Source organism: Liquorilactobacillus hordei DSM 19519 (assembly GCF_019443985.1).
GTDB classification, from domain to species: Bacteria; Bacillota; Bacilli; order Lactobacillales; family Lactobacillaceae; genus Liquorilactobacillus; species Liquorilactobacillus hordei.
On record NZ_CP049303.1, the window covers coordinates 194,453 to 213,305 of the forward strand.

Below are 18,853 nucleotides of genomic sequence, written 5' to 3' on the forward strand. Positions count from 1 at the left end.
AGGACACCGACAATTTAATATCGATGTCCTTTTCGTAATATTTGCACGGCAACGACCTATCCTCGCAGGGGGCGATCCCCCAACTACTATCGGCGCTAAGAAGCTTAACTTCTGTGTTCGACATGGGAACAGGTGTATCCTTCTTGCCATCATCACCGCACTCTTTTACTTGAGAAAACTTTGTTCTCTCAAAACTAGCTAATATTTCTCTTCCTTAATCAACTGCCGTCCGCATTTCTTTCTTTGGTTAAGTCCTCGACCGATTAGTTTTGGTCCGCTCCATACATCACTGTACTTCCACTTCCAACCTATCTACCTGATCTTCTCTCAGGGGTCTTACTTCCCGAAGGAATGGGAAATCTTATCTCGAGGTGAGTTTCGCACTTAGATGCTTTCAGCGTTTATCTCATCCACACATAGCTACCCAGCGATGCTCCTGGCGGAACAACTGGTACACCAGCGGTGTGTCCATCCCGGTCCTCTCGTACTAAGGACAGATCCTCTCAAATTTCCTACGCCCGCGACGGATAGGGACCGAACTGTCTCACGACGTTCTGAACCCAGCTCGCGTACCGCTTTAATGGGCGAACAGCCCAACCCTTGGGACCGACTACAGCCCCAGGATGCGATGAGCCGACATCGAGGTGCCAAACCTCCCCGTCGATGTGGACTCTTGGGGGAGATAAGCCTGTTATCCCCAGGGTAGCTTTTATCCGTTGAGCGATGGCCCTTCCATGCGGAACCACCGGATCACTAAGCCCGACTTTCGTCCCTGCTCGACTTGTAGGTCTCGCAGTCAAGCTCCCTTGTGCCTTTACACTCTGCGAATGATTTCCAACCATTCTGAGGGAACCTTTGGGCGCCTCCGTTACCTTTTAGGAGGCGACCGCCCCAGTCAAACTGCCCACCTGACACTGTCTCCCACCACGTTTATTGGTGAGGGTTAGAGTGTTCATACAACGAGGGTAGTATCCCACCAATGCCTCCATCGAGACTAGCGTCCCGATTTCTATGGCTCCTACCTATCCTGTACAAGTTGTACAAACACCCAATATCAAGCTACAGTAAAGCTCCATGGGGTCTTTCCGTCCTGTCGCGGGTAACCCGCATCTTCACGGGTAATATAATTTCACCGAGTCTCTCGTTGAGACAGTGCCCAAATCGTTACGCCTTTCGTGCGGGTCGGAACTTACCCGACAAGGAATTTCGCTACCTTAGGACCGTTATAGTTACGGCCGCCGTTTACTGGGGCTTCAATTCTGAGCTTCGCCGAAGCTAACCCATCCTCTTAACCTTCCAGCACCGGGCAGGCGTCAGCCCCTATACGTCATCTTACGATTTTGCAGAAACCTGTGTTTTTGATAAACAGTCGTTTGGGCCTATTCACTGCGGCTGAACTTGCGTTCAGCACCCCTTCTCCCGAAGTTACGGGGTCATTTTGCCGAGTTCCTTAACGAGAGTTCTCTCGCTCACCTTAGGATTCTCTCCTCGACTACCTGTGTCGGTTTGCGGTACGGGTAGTTATTATCTAACTAGAAGCTTTTCTCGGCAGTGTGACATCAGTATCTTCGCTACTATAATTTCGCTTCCCATCACAACTCGTCCTTATAAGTAAGCATTTGACTCACTTACAAACTCGTTGCTTGGACACACATATCCATCAGTGTGCATACTTAGCCTCCTGCGTCCCTCCATCGTTCAAACAATAATAACTAGTACAGGAATCTCTACCTGTTATCCATCGCCTACGCCTCTCGGCCTCAGCTTAGGTCCCGACTAACCCTGGGAGGACGAGCCTTCCCCAGGAAACCTTAGTCATTCGGTGGACAGGATTCTCACCTGTCTTTCGCTACTCATACCGGCATTCTCACTTCTAAGCGCTCCACCAGTCCTTCCGGTCTAGCTTCTTCGCCCTTAGAACGCTCTCCTACCACGCAACCTTACGGTTGCATCCACAATTTCGGTAATATGTTTAGCCCCGGTACATTTTCGGCGCAGGGTCACTCGACTAGTGAGCTATTACGCACTCTTTAAATGGTGGCTGCTTCTGAGCCAACATCCTAGTTGTCTATGCAACTCCACATCCTTTTCCACTTAACATATATTTAGGGACCTTAATTGGTGGTCTGGGCTGTTTCCCTTTCGACTACGGATCTTATCACTCGCAGTCTGACTCCCGGATATAGATCGATGGCATTCGGAGTTTATCTGAATTCAGTAACCCTAGATGGGCCCCTAGTCCAAACAGTGCTCTACCTCCACGATCCTTTCTTTCCGAGGCTAGCCCTAAAGCTATTTCGGAGAGAACCAGCTATCTCCAAGTTCGTTTGGAATTTCTCCGCTACCCACACCTCATCTCAGCATTTTTCAACATACATGAGTTCGGTCCTCCAGTGCGTTTTACCGCACCTTCAACCTGGACATGGGTAGGTCACTTGGTTTCGGGTCTACGTCTACATACTGATGCGCCCTATTCAGACTCGCTTTCGCTACGGCTCCGTCATTTCCGACTTAACCTTGCATGCAAACGTAACTCGCCGGTTCATTCTACAAAAGGCACGCTATCACCCATTAACGGGCTCTAACTACTTGTAGGCACATGGTTTCAGGAACTATTTCACTCCCCTTCCGGGGTGCTTTTCACCTTTCCCTCACGGTACTGGTTCACTATCGGTCACTAGGGAGTATTTAGCCTTGGGAGATGGTCCTCCCGGATTCCGACGGAATTTCACGTGTTCCGTCGTACTCAGGATACTGAATTGAGAGAATGTCATTTCATCTACAGGGCTTTCACCTTTTTTCGCTGATCTTCCCAAATCATTCGATTATGACATCCCTTGGTAACTCAAATATTCAGTCCTACAACCCCAAAAAGCAAGCTTCTTGGTTTGGGCTGTTCCCCGTTCGCTCGCCGCTACTTAGGGAATCGATTTTTCTTTCTCTTCCTGCAGGTACTTAGATGTTTCAGTTCCCTGCGTCTTCCTCTAACTGGTCTATGTATTCAACCAGTAGTAATAGTCGATAAAAACTATTGGGTTTCCCCATTCGGAAATCTCCGGATCATAGCTTACTTACAGCTCCCCGGAGCATATCGGAGTTAGTCCCGTCCTTCATCGGCTCCTAGTGCCAAGGCATTCACCATGCGCCCTTAATAACTTAACCTATCTTTACCTACGGTAAAGCGGTTATGAGTTTAGCATTCAAGATTTTTCTTGTTTTAAACTCTTTAAAACGCGGTGTTCTCGGTTTGTTAATTATTTTAGAAAAATATTATCTAGTTTTCAAAGAACAAATTGAGAGTAGACCTCTCAAAACTAAACAAAGTTTCAACAATCGTGTGTAGGTTTCCGTTATATCCTTAGAAAGGAGGTGATCCAGCCGCAGGTTCTCCTACGGCTACCTTGTTACGACTTCACCCCAATCATCTGTCCCACCTTAGACGGCTGGCTCCATAAATGGTTACCTCACCGGCTTTGGGTGTTACAAACTCTCATGGTGTGACGGGCGGTGTGTACAAGGCCCGGGAACGTATTCACCGCGGCATGCTGATCCGCGATTACTAGCGATTCCGACTTCATGTAGGCGAGTTGCAGCCTACAATCCGAACTGAGAACGGCTTTAAGAGATTAGCTAAACCTCGCGGTTTCGCGACTCGTTGTACCGTCCATTGTAGCACGTGTGTAGCCCAGGTCATAAGGGGCATGATGATTTGACGTCATCCCCACCTTCCTCCGGTTTGTCACCGGCAGTCTCACTAGAGTGCCCAACTAAATGCTGGCAACTAGTAATAAGGGTTGCGCTCGTTGCGGGACTTAACCCAACATCTCACGACACGAGCTGACGACAACCATGCACCACCTGTCATTCTGTCCCCGAAGGGAACACCTAATCTCTTAGGTTGTCAGAAGATGTCAAGACCTGGTAAGGTTCTTCGCGTTGCTTCGAATTAAACCACATGCTCCACCGCTTGTGCGGGCCCCCGTCAATTCCTTTGAGTTTCAACCTTGCGGTCGTACTCCCCAGGCGGAATGCTTAATGCGTTAGCTGCAGCACCGAAGGGCGGAAACCCTCCAACACTTAGCATTCATCGTTTACGGTGTGGACTACCAGGGTATCTAATCCTGTTTGCTACCCACACTTTCGAACCTCAGCGTCAGTTACAGACCAGAGAGCCGCTTTCGCCACTGGTGTTCTTCCATATATCTACGCATTTCACCGCTACACATGGAGTTCCACTCTCCTCTTCTGCACTCAAGTCTTTCAGTTTCCAATGCATGACTTCGGTTAAGCCGAAGGCTTTCACATCAGACTTAAAAAACCGCCTGCGTTCCCTTTACGCCCAATAAATCCGGACAACGCTTGCCACCTACGTATTACCGCGGCTGCTGGCACGTAGTTAGCCGTGGCTTTCTGGTTAGATACCGTCACTGCATGAACAGTTACTCTCACACACGTTCTTCTCTAACAACAGAGTTTTACGATCCGAAAACCTTCTTCACTCACGCGGCGTTGCTCCATCAGACTTTCGTCCATTGTGGAAGATTCCCTACTGCTGCCTCCCGTAGGAGTTTGGGCCGTGTCTCAGTCCCAATGTGGCCGATCAACCTCTCAGTTCGGCTACGTATCATTGCCTTGGTAAGCCTTTACCTTACCAACTAGCTAATACGCCGCGGGTCCATCCAGAAGTGATAGCAAAACCATCTTTCAAACAAAAACCATGCGGTTTTTGTTATTATGCGGTATTAGCACCTGTTTCCAAGTGTTATCCCCCTCTTCTGGGCAGGTTACCCACGTGTTACTCACCCGTTCGCCACTCAAAACTTTCGTGAATGCAAGCATTCAGTGAAAGTTTTGCGTTCGACTTGCATGTATTAGGCACGCCGCCAGCGTTCGTCCTGAGCCAGGATCAAACTCTCATTTTAAAAGTTTGTGACTCTTTAATTACTTATTTACTAGCGAATTGACTTCGCAAATGTTTGCTCTTGTACTAAACAAGAGACCCTACACATTTGATTTGTCGAAACTTTGTTCAGTTTTCAAAGGTCTACATAATTGCTTAACGCAACTTTTATATAATACCATGTTCAACAACAACTGTCAAACACTTTTTTTATTTAATTTGTTGTTTCAAATAATTTCTGAAACAAACAACGAAATTAACTATACTCTCTGTTTCCCTTTGAGTCAACTCTTTTATTATTAAAACTGCAATTTAATTATTTTTTCCTAGTTACTGCCCTCTTTAAGACTTGAAAAAAGGATAGTGACTTAACTATTTTATCAGCATCAACATATTTTCTTACAGCGCGCAACACTTTCTTCGGATCCTTGGAAGAAAAAGTAAATAAACCATTTCTTTTTGTTTTTAGTGCATAGCGTGGAATCCACATTCCTCTGAACAAAACTGAAACTACCACCACATCTACTTCTTCCCATGGTATCTGAATGAAGTTTTTTACATTACGACTATCATAAAATTCAAACCCTTTATCACCGACCATTATTTCTCCGTAGTCCGTCATTCCCATATGAGAATTTCCCTTGATAACTAGGTCTACTTTAGTATTGATTGATTTGACCATTTTTCTTTCCCCTTCTTAAAATTACATGTTTTAACTAATTATATAGTCTTTTTATTAACCACGTAAAGCATTGTATTTCGATTAAGAATCCTAGGTCACCAGTTAGCATTTGATCCAGTCACTCTGTTATTATCACAAGCAAAACTTTCCATCTAACTTTGATTATCTATAACAAGAAATTTGCATCCTGTAGTATTACTCCCTTGAAATTTTTCTTACTTCATTAAACGAGAAAAGGAGCAAGATCAAAATTAACTTTGACCTTGCCCCAATTCTTAACTACATCGAAAATTTTTCCCATAAGATAAGACTACTGTTAATTCAAGATTAGCATTCAATCAGTAACTCATGATCAGCATTCTTTTATTCGATTATTTAATTTTACATTACACCTAAAACATGCATTACTACCCCAAACACAAAGAGTCCTAATATGATAACAATCGGTGAAACATTCTTCTTTAATAACCACATACATAAGAATGTGAGTAGTAAAGCTGCAAGACCTGGAATTAATTGATTCAAGTTATCTTGCAAAGTAGTAACTTTGTATTCTGTTAGAGAAAGTCCTGAAGTTTGTTGAACTAACGCTTCCTTAATTCCTGCTGCTCCTGAAGGTAATTTACTCCAATCAATATATGCACCGGCACTTTGCTTGATACTAGAAACTTTAACTGGACTAAAGTCGACATTAACCCATCTTTCAATAAGTGCTGCTAATATGAACATTCCTAAGATTGAAGCCCCCTTAGTAATGTCTTGTAAAATTCCGCCTGATAAATCTTCAGTAATTTTTGAACCAGCTTTATATCCTAATTCTTGTGTATACCACATAAAGCCCATTCTAATTGCATTCCAAACGACAAAATAAAGAATTGGCCCAATGATACTTCCACCCATTGCAAGTGATGCAGCTAAAGCACCAACAATTGGTTTCACAGTATACCAGAATACAGGGTCACCTACACCGGCTAGTGGTCCCATCATACCAACTTTCACACCTTGGATTGTAACATCATCAATTGGTGCTCCACCAGCCTTCTCTTCTTCAAGTGCTAGTGTAACTCCGATAATTGGTGAAGCTACATATGGATGAGTATTAAAGAATTCCAAATGACGAGTTAATGCTTCTGAACGTTCTTCTTTAGTTTTATATAACTTTTTCAATGCTGGAATTAAAGTGAAAGCCCAACCACCATTTTTCATTCTTTCATAGTTCCAAGAACCCTGAAGAAATGTTGAACGCCACCAAACACTGATACGATCCTTTTTGCTTAATTTAATTTGATCAACCATTACTTTTTCCCTCCTTCTCTAATATTTATCTATCAGGTCGCCTACTGGGTCACCTGTATTTGAGCTTCCGCCGCCATTGTTATTACCGCCCATTTTTGAAAGGGTCAAGTAAATCAATGCTATCGAAACACCAATGGCACCAAGACCGATAAGTGTGATTTCACTAACAGCTGCAAAAACAAATCCGAGAATAAAGAATGGCCAAACTTCGCGACTTGCCATCATGTTTATAACCATTGCATAACCAACAGCAACAACCATTCCACCACCGATAGATAAACCACCTGTTAACCAGCTTGGCATTGCACCTAACATTGCCTTAACAGGGCCTGCTCCAAGAGCTAAGATTAAAGCAGCTGGAATTGCTATACGTAATCCCTGCATACAGATCGCTACAATTTGCCAAAATTCGATTTTTTTAAAACTACCTTCTTTAGCAGCATTATCCATAAAATGAACAATACCGGTTGCTAATGTACGAGTAATAATAGTAAGAAGAAGTCCCGCAACCGCCAAAGGAATTGCAATCGCAATCGCTGACGAAACTCCTGCACGTCCTTGACCACCTAAAACTAAAATAATTGCTGATGCAATCGATGCTAAGGCTGCATCAGGGGCAACAGCGGCTCCAATATTTGACCAGCCTAATGCAATCATTTGTAAACTCCCACCTAAAATAACACATGGTAATAATTGCCCTGTTACCAAACCTATTAATGTACATGCAATAACTGGTTGATGGAAATGAAATTCATCCAAAATACCTTCCATACCAGCCAAGAATGCAACAAAAACAACCAAAATAATTTGAATCATATTCAGGTTCATAATTTATCCTCCATTTCTTTTGACTAGTTCTTTTCTTGTAACATTTCTTGTGCTTTTTTTAGAATATTATTCATATTCTCTTTACCATCGCTTGGTACTTTACGTACGTCAAAGGAAACTCCTGCTTTTTCCAACTCTTTGTACGCATCTATATCGCTTTGATCAAATGCCAAAACCTTATTTGGTTGCACTTTCCCAGCAGAATGTGCCATTGACCCAATATTCAATGTTTTAATAGGCACTCCACCTTGAATTGCTTTCAATGCATCTTGTGGGCTTTCGAAAAGCAATAAAGCTCTTTGACCACCGAAATGCTGATCATCCTTTGCTAACTTAACCATCTGAGCAATTGGTACTACATGGGCCTTGACCCCAGCTGGAGCTGCTTGTGTAATCATTTTGGTACGCAAATCATCTCTGGCAACATTATCAGAAACAACGATAATTCGTGTAGGGTTAACTGTCTTACTCCAAGCCGTTGCAACTTGTCCATGCAATAATCGTGAGTCAATTCTTGCAAGAACATACTCAAACTTGCCAGGACGACCACCATTATTGGCTTTTGCAGTTACCGTAGTTTTTTCTTCCTTAGGTTGTAGTTCCTCGGGTTTAACTTTGACACCATCTTTTGCAGTTTCTATAATATGTGCTGCAATTTCTTGTGCCGAATTCATTGATAATCTCGACGCATAGGCTTCAATTACCATTGGAAGGTTCATCCCAGCAACAATTGCCCATTTGTCTTTATGCTGCTCCAACAAATTATTAGCTTGATTAAACGGCGTTCCACCCCATAAATCAATTAAGAAGAGGACTTCATCTTGATTATCAAAAGACGAAACGGCTTCTTCCATCTTTGCTCTTACATCATCGGGGCCTTCATTAGGCATTAGTGTAACAGCCTTAACATTTTCTTGTTCGCCAAAAATCATCGAACCAGACTGGAAAATGCCTTCTGCAAACCCACCGTGGCTCGCAAGAATAATTCCTACCATGTTTAATACCTCCTAATATTTTTTTCTTTTGCACGAACTGCAAAAGTTGATAAAACCTACTACCATAACTAACTATATTCAAGCAATAAACTCTTTAAACTAACTTCTTTTCTGATAGTGCATGCCATAAATCCTTTGAACCATCTCCTGAAACTTTGCGAACATCCAGCTTAATTCCCTTCTTGTGAATCCAAGAAAAGGCTGCGACATCTGCATCATTCACCGCAATTGCATCACTGACCATCACCTTTGTCCTATCAAAACTAATCGCTCCGATATTAACTGTATCAACTGCAATTCCTCCGGCAATTAATCTTCTAGCGTCTTCGGGTTCTTCTACTAAAATCATTACCTTCAACAAACCGAATCGAATATCATGATAAATACCTATCATTTTAGCGACTGTAATAACATTGACCCTTATCCCCGGAGGACTAGCTTGTATCAATAATGTTCTTCTAATCTTGTCCTTTGCAACCTTGTCAGAGACTACTAAAATACGATTAACTTTTGTCACCTTGGCCCAATTAGTAGTCACTTGACCGTGAAGCAACCGACTATCAATTCGTAAAAGACGAATATCCATTGGCAAACACCATCACCTCATAGCTCATAGTATTATTACTCAAATATAGTTTGTAGTTATCTTGTAAGCGATACCTACACCTAACTATAAGCAACTTTCGTGCCAATTATTGTGTATTATTAAGTTTTCCCTTTATTTAGAGGATTTTTTATAGAAAAAATAATTAGCGATACACTATTTAATAGTGTATCGCTAATTGTGTATTATATTTTTTGAAATTCTGTATTAAAAAGTTGCACAATATAGTAACTCTCATTCTCACTCAATTTAATATTCAATGTTTCTTGCAGCATCACATTTGCTTGTTGTACTACATCATACAAAGAATCTTTTTTCATAGTATCAAGTTCAGCAGCAGAAATCGTCATTTCAGAATTTGTCAAGCTTCTTTCAATTGCTCCAGCCAAATGCATGATCAGACTAATTTTGAACGCATTTGTAAGTTTTTTTTGAACCTTTTTGCCAAGAAAATCGCTATACTTCCAAAGAATTCCCGTAATTTTCGTAGGATTTATAAATGTAAAATATTGCTCTAGATATTTCTGTGCCGTCTCTTCAGTTAGAGAATCTGAATATTCAAGCTCAGCATTTGGTGTTATCTCTAATTCTTTGCTTTCAATCAAACTGATTAGGCTTTCCCCACCATCTTGCAATAACTTTTCCAATGATATAAAAGGTACCGAAACCTCAGGATCAACAATCCCAGTTGCTGCAACTATTCGCTGATTCTTCTTTATTTCTTGTACCTCTTGCTTCATCTGTACTACTGAAATCGGGATGACCTTTATATCATCAATCAAATTATCTATAAGGATTTTGTCTAACAATTCCTTAATTTTCTTTGCTGTCCCTTCACCTGTAGAACAAACTGCAATAATTACTTTTTGACGGCTGTCATCATTTGACAACACATCCTGTTCTTTTTTTTCTGCAATTTTTTCAGTAGTGCGTGAATACCCAGCAAAACCACGCAATTCGCGATAAACAGTCAATAAATCACTATCAATGAGTGCAGTTTTTCGAGCCGCTTCTAGAATCATTGCTGTCGTAACCATATCAATCGTTCGAACTTCTACCTGTGTCTTTTCTGTTAATTTACTACTAAAAGTACTCAAGGAACCCATATCAACTAAGAGCAATACCCCATTTCCTTGATTAATTTTCTTAACCTGTGAGGCAATTCCATCCAATGCCACCTTAGGGCTCATTTCCAAAGGCATATCAAATGAAGCAATGTTGTCAACGGATAGTAATTGTGTGACTACATGCGTCATTGAAGAAGCGGTACTCTTACCATGTGCCGCAACCACAATTCCAACCTTTCCTGCTTTTGGTTCAGATTTTAGTGATACAAGCAAAATTGCCATATAATAGACTTCCGATTCAGGAATAGGAAAATGATAAGAATCTTCTATTATGCTCTTAACTTTCTGTGCAGCTTCCAATTCAGCTGGATAATCATGAACCATCGCCGTTAAATCATTTGAGATTTGCCTGAGTGGTTTGCCTGACTGAATTCTTTTCACAAAAGAACTAATATGAAGGCTCATGGCATAAATAAAATTAGCACGTGCAGGATATGCCTCTTCTTCAACCAAGAATTTTTGAATCCTCTTAGTTAGATTAATGATATCTTGATCGACAATTTCATTTAATTTATTTTCTGCCCTATCTAGCTTCCCTCTACTGTAAAAGGATTTTAAATGTAAATTAATATCTGTCATAATAAAATTATTTATCGCTGCTTTATCTAGACCCTCGTCCTTCAAAAGAGCAGCCTTATCGCCAATAATTTCATAAAGATTATATGGCAATTCATAACTATCAACTTCAGTATAATTTTTTTGTGCAGCAGGTTTAACAATCATCTTTGCTTCCAGCAACTTTGTTATCTCACCTAATTCGTGCCGATTACTGGCTAAGTATGACAATCCGTCTTTGATATTAGGTGGCAGCTGTTCGAATTGTAATCTAATTTCATTCTTGTCTTGCATGCTATTTAAGAAGCCTTGTGCACATACAAGTTGTACATTTGATTTAAGCTGTCCAACATTCCCATATGTGACACTTCCAATCAAAGCTTGCACCACATCTTCATTCAAACAAATATTTTTCTGAATTCGATTTGCCTCAAGGGTCAGCAACTGTTCTAACAACTGTATTTTTTCATGTGCTGTCCTTTGCTGGAAGGCTGGTAACTGAATAATAATGGGAATTCTTCTTACAAAAGTTTGGAGAAGCGAACTTTCTGGATTCTCGGTTGTAGCACAAACTAATCTGACGTCAGCACGATGCACCTTTGCCGTCTCACCAAGTCTGCTATATGTGCCGTGATCCATAAAATAAAAAATCATTTCTTGTCCTTCGGGTGGTAATCGATGAACTTCATCTAAGAAAAGCATTCCCCCATCTGCTTGTTGAATTAATCCATCTTTATCTTCATTAGCTCCTGTAAAAGCACCTTTAACATATCCAAAAAGGTGGGACATGAGCAACTGTGGATTATGTGCATAGTCAGCACAGTTAAAGGTAATAAACTGTTTTTTCATTAAGATGTCAGCATCTACAGCAAAGCGATACATTGTATTGGCAAAATACGTCTTACCCGAACCTGTAGGACCTATGATCAATGTATTTAATCCATGTGGGGGATAGAGCAATGCTGCTTTTGCCTGCTCAACTTGATTTTTTAAGCTATCACGATTTCCTACCATACTGGCAAAAGTATTTTGCTTTCCTTTGGATAGGTACAAATCAATATTGTTATTTTCAATTTCCTTATCTGCAGCAAAGCCTATCTTGGTTCCTTCAATTTTTGCTGCTTCAATCGGATCTAGATGTATTCCAGTTTTATTCACCCAATATTTTACTGGTCTGCCACTTTGTTTATTCACAAGACCTTCGCGCACAAGTTGATTCAACTCTTTACTGACATTTGATCTAAAAATACCCAATCCTTCTGCCACTTCACTAGTTGTAAGAGCACTTTTTATTCCAGCGTCATGACTTGTTAAATAATCAATAATTTTTTCGCGCCGTGTCATACTTGTAACCCCTTTCGCTTTGTGTATCAAAAGTGTATCACTCATTTCAATTAGTTTCAAATTTTAATACTCAAATAATGTATTAAGAAAATTTTATTTAGATATCACTTAGCCTTATCTACATTACTAATAGTCTTAGACCCCTGCTCATGATTGGGGTCTAGGGCACGGTGAACCACTTATAGATGGTTACTAGGCTTCTTATCTTTAATAAATATCCCATAAAATTGTGGCTTGTTTACTGTATTAAAAAAGAAAACCAATTCGAAAATGAATTGATTTTCCCATAAAAGTCTCTCATCAACAGTCATTGAAAAAGTATCCTAATTGTTAAATAAAAACTTAGTTTTTTATTACTTCACGTAAGCATCCTTGAAGTTAAAGTTAACACCAGCTGAGTTGTAGATAACACCCTTAACCTTAGATTTAACCAAAGTTGCTTGTGCTTGTTGATACAACGGTGCAACTCCTTGTTCTTTCATCAGAAGCTCCGAAGCATTTACCATATCACTCCAACGTTTAGATGTTGAACCAGCATTTTTGTCCTTAGAATCAGAGATAAGTGAATCGTATTCAGAATTGCTCCACTTACCATTGTTGTATGAGTTATCCGAAGTAAACAAATCCACAAAACTAATTGGATCTGAGAAATCAGCGCCCCAACCTGAAAGAACAACATCAAACTGTCCATTTTGTGATTTAGATAGGCGTGTCTTGAATGGCACATTGTTTACAGATACCTTAATACCTGACAATGTCTCTTCAAGTTGACTCTGAATATATGCAGAAACATCTTTAGCAGCATCTGTATCATCTGCTAACAAGGTAAACTGTACACTGTTGGTTCCCAATTCTTTAAGTCCTTCTGCCCAAAGTTTTTTAGCTTCTGCTCTATCACTCTTAACGCCATCATAAGTTTTAGCATCTTTCGTAAAGTCATTACCATCATATGACGCTAATCCTTTTGATACAATACCAGGAGCAACTACAGAACCATCACCAAGAACCTTCTTAACTAATTGTTTACGGTTAATCGCCAAAGAAATGGCTTGACGAATTTTCTTGTTTTGGAAAAGCTTTTGTGTTTGATTAAATTCAAGGTAATTAATCCTTGCTCCGCTACGAACTGTAAATTCTTTTGAATTTGACAATTGTTTAGCTTGCTCAGAACCTAAGAGTGTTTCATCGAGTTTACCACTTTGATACAAGTTATAGCTAGTGGTTGTGCTCTTATTGACTTTAAAGTTAATTGCGGATAATTTTACGTTCTTCTTATCCCAGTAATTACTGTTTTTCTTCAATGTCCAACTAAGATTTGAGCCTGTCCAACCAGTCATCTTAAATGGTCCACTGTATACCATATACTTAGAAGCAGTACCATATTTGCTGCCATACTTCTCAACTGCACTCTTGTTTTGTGGGAAGAATGATGGAAAGCCCATTAAAAGCTTGAAGTAAGGCACTTTCTTTTCAAGCGTAACTACCAATTTATAATTGCCCTCTGCCTTTATTCCAAGCGTATTAACTGATTTCTTACCTGAAACAATATCATCTGCATTTTTGATGCCACTAAATAAATATGCATATTCTGAAGCCGTCTTCGGATTAACAGTTCTTTGCCAAGAATAAACGAAATCCTTAGCCGTTAATTTTTCTCCATTACTCCACTTCGCATCTTTACGCAAAGTAAATGTATAAGTCATCCCGTTATTAGAAATCTTAGTTGCTTTTGCGATTCCTGGTTCTATTTTACTGTTTTTACCTAAACGATATAGACCTTCGTTTGTATTGTTCAACATATCAAAACTTATTGTATCTGTAGCTTTTGAAATATCCATTGACGGCAACTCCGAAGGTTCACTCCAATTAACAACCTGTTTTGAACTAGATGAACTGGATGAACTACCACAAGCCGCTAAAATCAGCGTGCACGCAGTTACTGCTACCCCTAAACCAAACTTTTTTTGTATCTTCATCAAAACATCCCCTTTTTTCCACAAAAAATTCAAAACGTTAGCATGAAATTAATTCTAAGTTAAAATCTCATTAAAAGCAATAATTTTTAAAAAAAGTTTGTTTATCTGTTTTTTAGAAACAAAAATGGCGTCCACCTTCCGCAGTGGACGCCTCACCGTATAATAGAATCTTAAGCTTATCAGGTGGTTTAAAAAAAGTCAATAGTTACCATGGGAACCCCAGTTTGTTTTTGTTGATTTTTTCAATAAAAGGACTAAAATATAGTTGAAAAATAAAGAAAGGAAGTCTTAGTTATGAGTAACGAATTAACAAACAGAATCAATAATTGGATGGAACAAGATGATTTCTTCAGTAACTTGGGTCACTCGTTTTTTGAAGGTGCCAAGTCATTTAATCAAGCTCTTAAAACTGACATCAAAGAAACAGATGAAGCATATGATGTCAAAGTTGATATTCCAGGAATAAGCAAGGATGATATTTCTCTATCCTACGATGATGGAGTTCTTTCGATTAACGCAAAAAGAGATTCCTTTGAGGATAAAAGTGACAAAGACGGAAATATCATCACTAGCGAACGTAGCTATGGCAGTTATTCAAGACAATATCGTCTTCCTAATGTAGTTAAGGATCAAATTTCTGCAAAATACACTGACGGAGTATTAAACATCAGTCTTCCAAAGTCAAAAGCTAACCTTTCGTCTGAAAACCAAATTAAAATTGATTAATTTCTGTTCCAAAAGCCTTATATAAGGCAACTTTAGAGTTAATTAAAATAAAATTACTTTTCTAATATAAATTTCATTTAGTTGATTATTACGATTTTCTTTATGATAAAAGATGCCACATAAGTCAAAAGTTAATTTTTGGCTTGGCATCTTTTTTTCTTGCTAACTATGCCACATAAGTCAAAATTTCATGGGTATCTTTGAATCATTCATAACAAATCACTCGCAATGTTCGCGATTTTTAGTTATTATTCGTGTTTTAAAAAAATGGTTTATAATTTTTTCATTCACAAAATTATATAGCGCCCAGTTCTTTCCTTAATTTAAAGCCGTTATCCTTCGCATATATACTTTAAAAAGTAAGAAATAAACATCTTACAAAATATATCATTATATGATATACTCTCTATAAACATATTACTAATTATAAAATTACAATATTGTTCGTATTTTTAAGGGGGAATTTATTTTGAAGCCAAATAGATATATCGTTGCCTTCGCAGGCATTATGTTACATCTGATGATAGGTTCAGTCTATGCTTGGAGCGTCTTTACGGAACCACTTGCTAAACAGACTGGCTGGACCGAAGCTTCTGTCGCGGGAGCATTCAGTATTGCAATCTTTTTCCTTGGAATGTCAGCTGCCTTCATGGGTAGAATTGTTGAAGCAGCGGGTCCAAGGTTGACTGGAACAATTTCTAGTATTCTGTATAGCGTTGGAATAATTTTAACAGGCTATTCTATTCACATTCATTCCCTTCTTCTTCTATACATCGCATACGGAGTTATCGGTGGTTTGGGTCTTGGTTCTGGTTATGTTACTCCAGTATCAACTATCATCAAGTGGTTCCCTGATAAACGCGGATTAGCAACTGGACTTGCAATCATGGGCTTTGGTTTTGCCGCAATGCTCACAGGTCCCGTTGCTCAAAATCTTATAGCCAGCGTAGGGCTTGAGAAAACTTTTTATATCCTTGGTACATTCTATTTTGTTGTAATGATTATTTCTGCACAATTTATTCGCAAACCTAATTCCTCAAAAGAAACATTAAGTCTTGAGAAAAAAGGAATTCGAATTACCACTGGACCCGAATTAACTGCTAATCAAGCCGTTAAAACAAAATCATTTGTTCTCCTTTGGTTCATGTTCTTTATCAATATCACATGTGGAATTGGTCTTGTCTCAGCAGCATCACCAATGGCGCAAGAAATGACTGGTATGTCTGCTGCCACTGCTGCTGTTATGGTAGGGATAATCGGGTTATTCAATGGATTTGGACGTCTTATCTGGGCAACTCTTTCTGACTTTATTGGCAGACCAGTAACCTTCAGTGCCATCTTCATTGTGAATGTCGTAATGCTCTCGACTATCCTAACTTTTAGTACTCCCCTAGTATTTGTAATCGCATTATGCTTAGTCCTCTCATGTTATGGGGCCGGTTTTTCTGTAATTCCAGCCTATTTAGGAGATGTTTTTGGCACAAAAGAGCTTGGCGCTATTCATGGATATATCCTAACTGCTTGGGCTGTTGCCGGAATAGTTGGCCCCTTACTTTTATCTTTTACACATCAAATTCTTCATAGTTATTCTGTCACATTAATTGTTTTCATTATAATTGATATTCTTGCATTGATATCTTCATTTTGGATTCAACGAGGATTTATCAAAATTGGTAAATTAACAGATAATTAATAATTTTTAACTCTACCTGCGGAACTTTGAGTAACTTCATTGTTTCGTATTTTTTTGCAAAAAACTCTTTAGTTTTACTGCTTATTTTTATCTGCTAATATGTAAGTATAATTCAACAGGTATCATGTCTGTTTATCATTTTTTAAGTGAGGTTATCCAAATGTACTTATTCACTATTGGAATTCTAATTGGAATTTTTTTGCCTATGCAGACTGCAATTAACTCGCGGCTGCGCGTCTTTGTAACTTCTCCTTTCATTGCCTCTACAATTTCTTTCAGTGTTGGCACACTTTTCCTAGGGATTCTTGTAGCTATTACCCATGGCGTATTGCTGCCTAGCACTGCAATTATATCAAACCAGCCATTATGGATTTGGTTAGGCGGAATTCTTGGAATTATCTTCTTAACTGGTAACATTTTGCTTTTCCCGCACATAGGTGGAGTTCAAACCGTTATTATGCCAATCCTAGGCCAGATACTTGCAAGTATGTTGATCGATAATTTTGGATTATTTTATTCCTCACATCATCCATTAACTTTTCTACGTCTTTGTGGAGCACTTCTAGTTTTTGCAGGAGTAATCGTATCAGTTGCATTGCCTAGTATTCTCCACCATGATAAACTTGTTGCAAAAACAAAAGAATCCTCTCTCTTATTGTTTTGTTGGAGCGTTTTTGGAATTATTACCGGTTCTTTCAGTGCTATCCAGTCTGCGATTAATGGTCATCTGAGTGTTATACTTAATTCATCCATCAATGCTGCCTTCTTTTCTTTTTTGATCGGTACAATCTTCTTATGGCTAATTGTTTTAATTAAAGATCGAAAAAGCCTCAAAAATCTAAAGAGTTCGCAAATTGCTTGGTGGAACTGGACTGGCGGTTTGTTAGGCGCTATTTTTGTAACTGGTAATTCTTTCTTAGTTCCACATCTTGGAACGGGGGTTGTAACGGTGATTGTGTTAATTGGAATGATTATCGGAAGTCTCTTGGTTGATCATTTTGGCTTGTTTCTCTCACCGAAGCACCCTGTCCAACTCACACAAATCATCGGGATCATTGTTATGGTAATTGGTGTTGGTATTATCAAATTGTTGTAGAAATTCGTATCATATGGAAAGGATGACAAAATTGAAAATTGGATTTATTGGAACTGGCGTGATGGGTGCTGCAATTGCAGGCCATTTAATAGAGGCTGGTCACAAACTAACTGTCTATAATCGTACAAAAAGTAAAACCGACAAATTAGTCGCTGCCGGTGCAACTTGGGCCGATACTCCGACTGAGGTTGCAAAAAAAAGCGATGTTGTCTTTACAATGGTAGGCTTCCCAACCGATGTCGAGGAAGTTTACTTTGGTAATAAAGGTCTCTTCAAAGGCCTAAAAACTGAAGGAATCACGATTGATATGACGACAAGCCGTCCAAGTTTAGCGGTTAAAATTGCAGACTATGCAAAAAGGCACAATTTCCATGCTGTCGATGCTCCTGTTTCTGGTGGTGATATTGGTGCTCAAAATGCAACATTAACCATAATGGCTGGTGGAGAAGAAGAAACATATAATAAACTTCTGCCACTCTTCAAAGTTATCAGCAAAGCAACTAATCTCTTTGGTGCTGCAGGTTCTGGTCAACATGCTAAGATGGCAAATCAAATAATGATTGCAGGTACAATGACAGGATTAACAGAGATGCTTCTTTATGCCCAACATGCTGGGCTTGATGAACAAAAAATTCTTGAAACACTTTCCGCTGGAGGCGCAAACAATTGGAGCATGACTAACTATGTCCCAAGAATTCTAAAGAATGATTTCACGCCTGGATTCTTTTCTAGACATTTTCTTAAAGACTTACGCATTGCTCTAGAAGAAGCCGACAAAATGGGGCTTGATCTTAAAGCCACTGCTGAAGCTAAACGACTATATGAAGTGATGGTCGATGTTAAAGGTCTTGGAAACCAAGGAACTCAGGGCTTAATCAATATTTATAAATAATAATTACTATAAAAAAACAGCATCTCTAAAAAGATGCGTCTGTATAGAATTATAATTTTTTTCATTTCTATGTCTGGATTTTTTATTTCTTGTCAGCAACAGTTGCTTGAGAGTTTATATAAAGAAATCAACTTATTTT

Annotated in this window: 11 protein-coding genes and 3 rRNA genes; 4 read left to right on the top strand and 10 right to left on the bottom strand. The window is 39.4% G+C overall.

Annotation, left to right across the window (positions count from 1 at the left end):
- Window positions 1–43 precede the first annotated feature (43 nt).
- The 10 genes from rrf to G6O70_RS02270 form a co-directional block, all read right to left on the bottom strand.
- Window positions 44–160 (bottom strand): 5S ribosomal RNA (gene rrf / locus G6O70_RS02225).
- Between the two features lie 83 nt (window positions 161–243).
- A 23S ribosomal RNA gene (locus tag G6O70_RS02230) occupies window positions 244–3,162 on the bottom strand.
- Window positions 3,163–3,362: 200 nt separating this feature from the next.
- Window positions 3,363–4,922: ribosomal RNA gene (locus tag G6O70_RS02235) — 16S ribosomal RNA — on the bottom strand.
- The 16S, 23S and 5S rRNA genes sit together here, the layout of an rRNA operon.
- A 294-nt stretch (window positions 4,923–5,216) precedes the next feature.
- Complete coding sequence (locus G6O70_RS02240) at window positions 5,217–5,582, bottom strand: DUF956 family protein (RefSeq protein WP_057869499.1); 366 nt, start codon at window positions 5,580–5,582, stop codon at window positions 5,217–5,219.
- A gap of 381 nt (window positions 5,583–5,963) precedes the next feature.
- On the bottom strand, window positions 5,964–6,878 hold the full coding sequence (locus G6O70_RS02245) for a PTS system mannose/fructose/sorbose family transporter subunit IID (protein ID WP_057869500.1): 915 nt from the start codon (window positions 6,876–6,878) through the stop codon (window positions 5,964–5,966).
- Between the two features lie 18 nt (window positions 6,879–6,896).
- Window positions 6,897–7,706: a PTS mannose/fructose/sorbose transporter subunit IIC gene (locus G6O70_RS02250; RefSeq protein WP_057869501.1), complete on the bottom strand. Its 810-nt coding sequence runs from the start codon at window positions 7,704–7,706 to the stop codon at window positions 6,897–6,899.
- A gap of 23 nt (window positions 7,707–7,729) precedes the next feature.
- Window positions 7,730–8,701, bottom strand: coding sequence for a mannose/fructose/sorbose PTS transporter subunit IIA (locus G6O70_RS02255; protein WP_057869502.1), 972 nt, complete (start codon window positions 8,699–8,701; stop codon window positions 7,730–7,732).
- Between the two features lie 94 nt (window positions 8,702–8,795).
- Window positions 8,796–9,287, bottom strand: a complete 492-nt coding sequence (locus G6O70_RS02260) for a PTS sugar transporter subunit IIB (RefSeq protein WP_057869529.1) — start codon at window positions 9,285–9,287, stop codon at window positions 8,796–8,798.
- A gap of 203 nt (window positions 9,288–9,490) precedes the next feature.
- Window positions 9,491–12,331: a sigma 54-interacting transcriptional regulator gene (locus G6O70_RS02265; RefSeq protein ID WP_057869503.1), complete on the bottom strand. Its 2,841-nt coding sequence runs from the start codon at window positions 12,329–12,331 to the stop codon at window positions 9,491–9,493.
- A 353-nt stretch (window positions 12,332–12,684) separates the two neighbouring features.
- Window positions 12,685–14,307 (bottom strand): peptide ABC transporter substrate-binding protein, encoded by a 1,623-nt coding sequence (locus G6O70_RS02270; RefSeq protein WP_057869504.1) that lies wholly within the window; start codon window positions 14,305–14,307, stop codon window positions 12,685–12,687.
- 294 nt (window positions 14,308–14,601) lie between these two features.
- On the opposite strand from G6O70_RS02270, the gene G6O70_RS02275 reads away from it, so the two are divergent.
- The 4 genes from G6O70_RS02275 (at window position 14,602) to G6O70_RS02290 (ending at window position 18,714) form a co-directional block, all read left to right on the top strand.
- The gene (locus G6O70_RS02275; protein WP_057869505.1) at window positions 14,602–15,033 is read left to right on the top strand and encodes an Hsp20/alpha crystallin family protein; all 432 of its coding nucleotides are present in this window, start codon (window positions 14,602–14,604) and stop codon (window positions 15,031–15,033) included.
- A 469-nt stretch (window positions 15,034–15,502) separates the two neighbouring features.
- The gene (locus G6O70_RS02280; RefSeq protein WP_057869506.1) at window positions 15,503–16,726 is read left to right on the top strand and encodes an L-lactate MFS transporter; all 1,224 of its coding nucleotides are present in this window, start codon (window positions 15,503–15,505) and stop codon (window positions 16,724–16,726) included.
- Window positions 16,727–16,886: 160 nt separating this feature from the next.
- The gene (locus G6O70_RS02285) at window positions 16,887–17,822 is read left to right on the top strand and encodes a DMT family transporter (protein WP_057869507.1); all 936 of its coding nucleotides are present in this window, start codon (window positions 16,887–16,889) and stop codon (window positions 17,820–17,822) included.
- Window positions 17,823–17,835: 13 nt separating this feature from the next.
- Window positions 17,836–18,714 carry an NAD(P)-dependent oxidoreductase gene (locus G6O70_RS02290; protein ID WP_083481914.1) on the top strand — a complete coding sequence of 293 codons (879 nt, stop codon included), beginning with the start codon at window positions 17,836–17,838 and terminating at the stop codon, window positions 18,712–18,714.
- The last annotated feature ends 139 nt before the right edge of the window (window positions 18,715–18,853 follow it).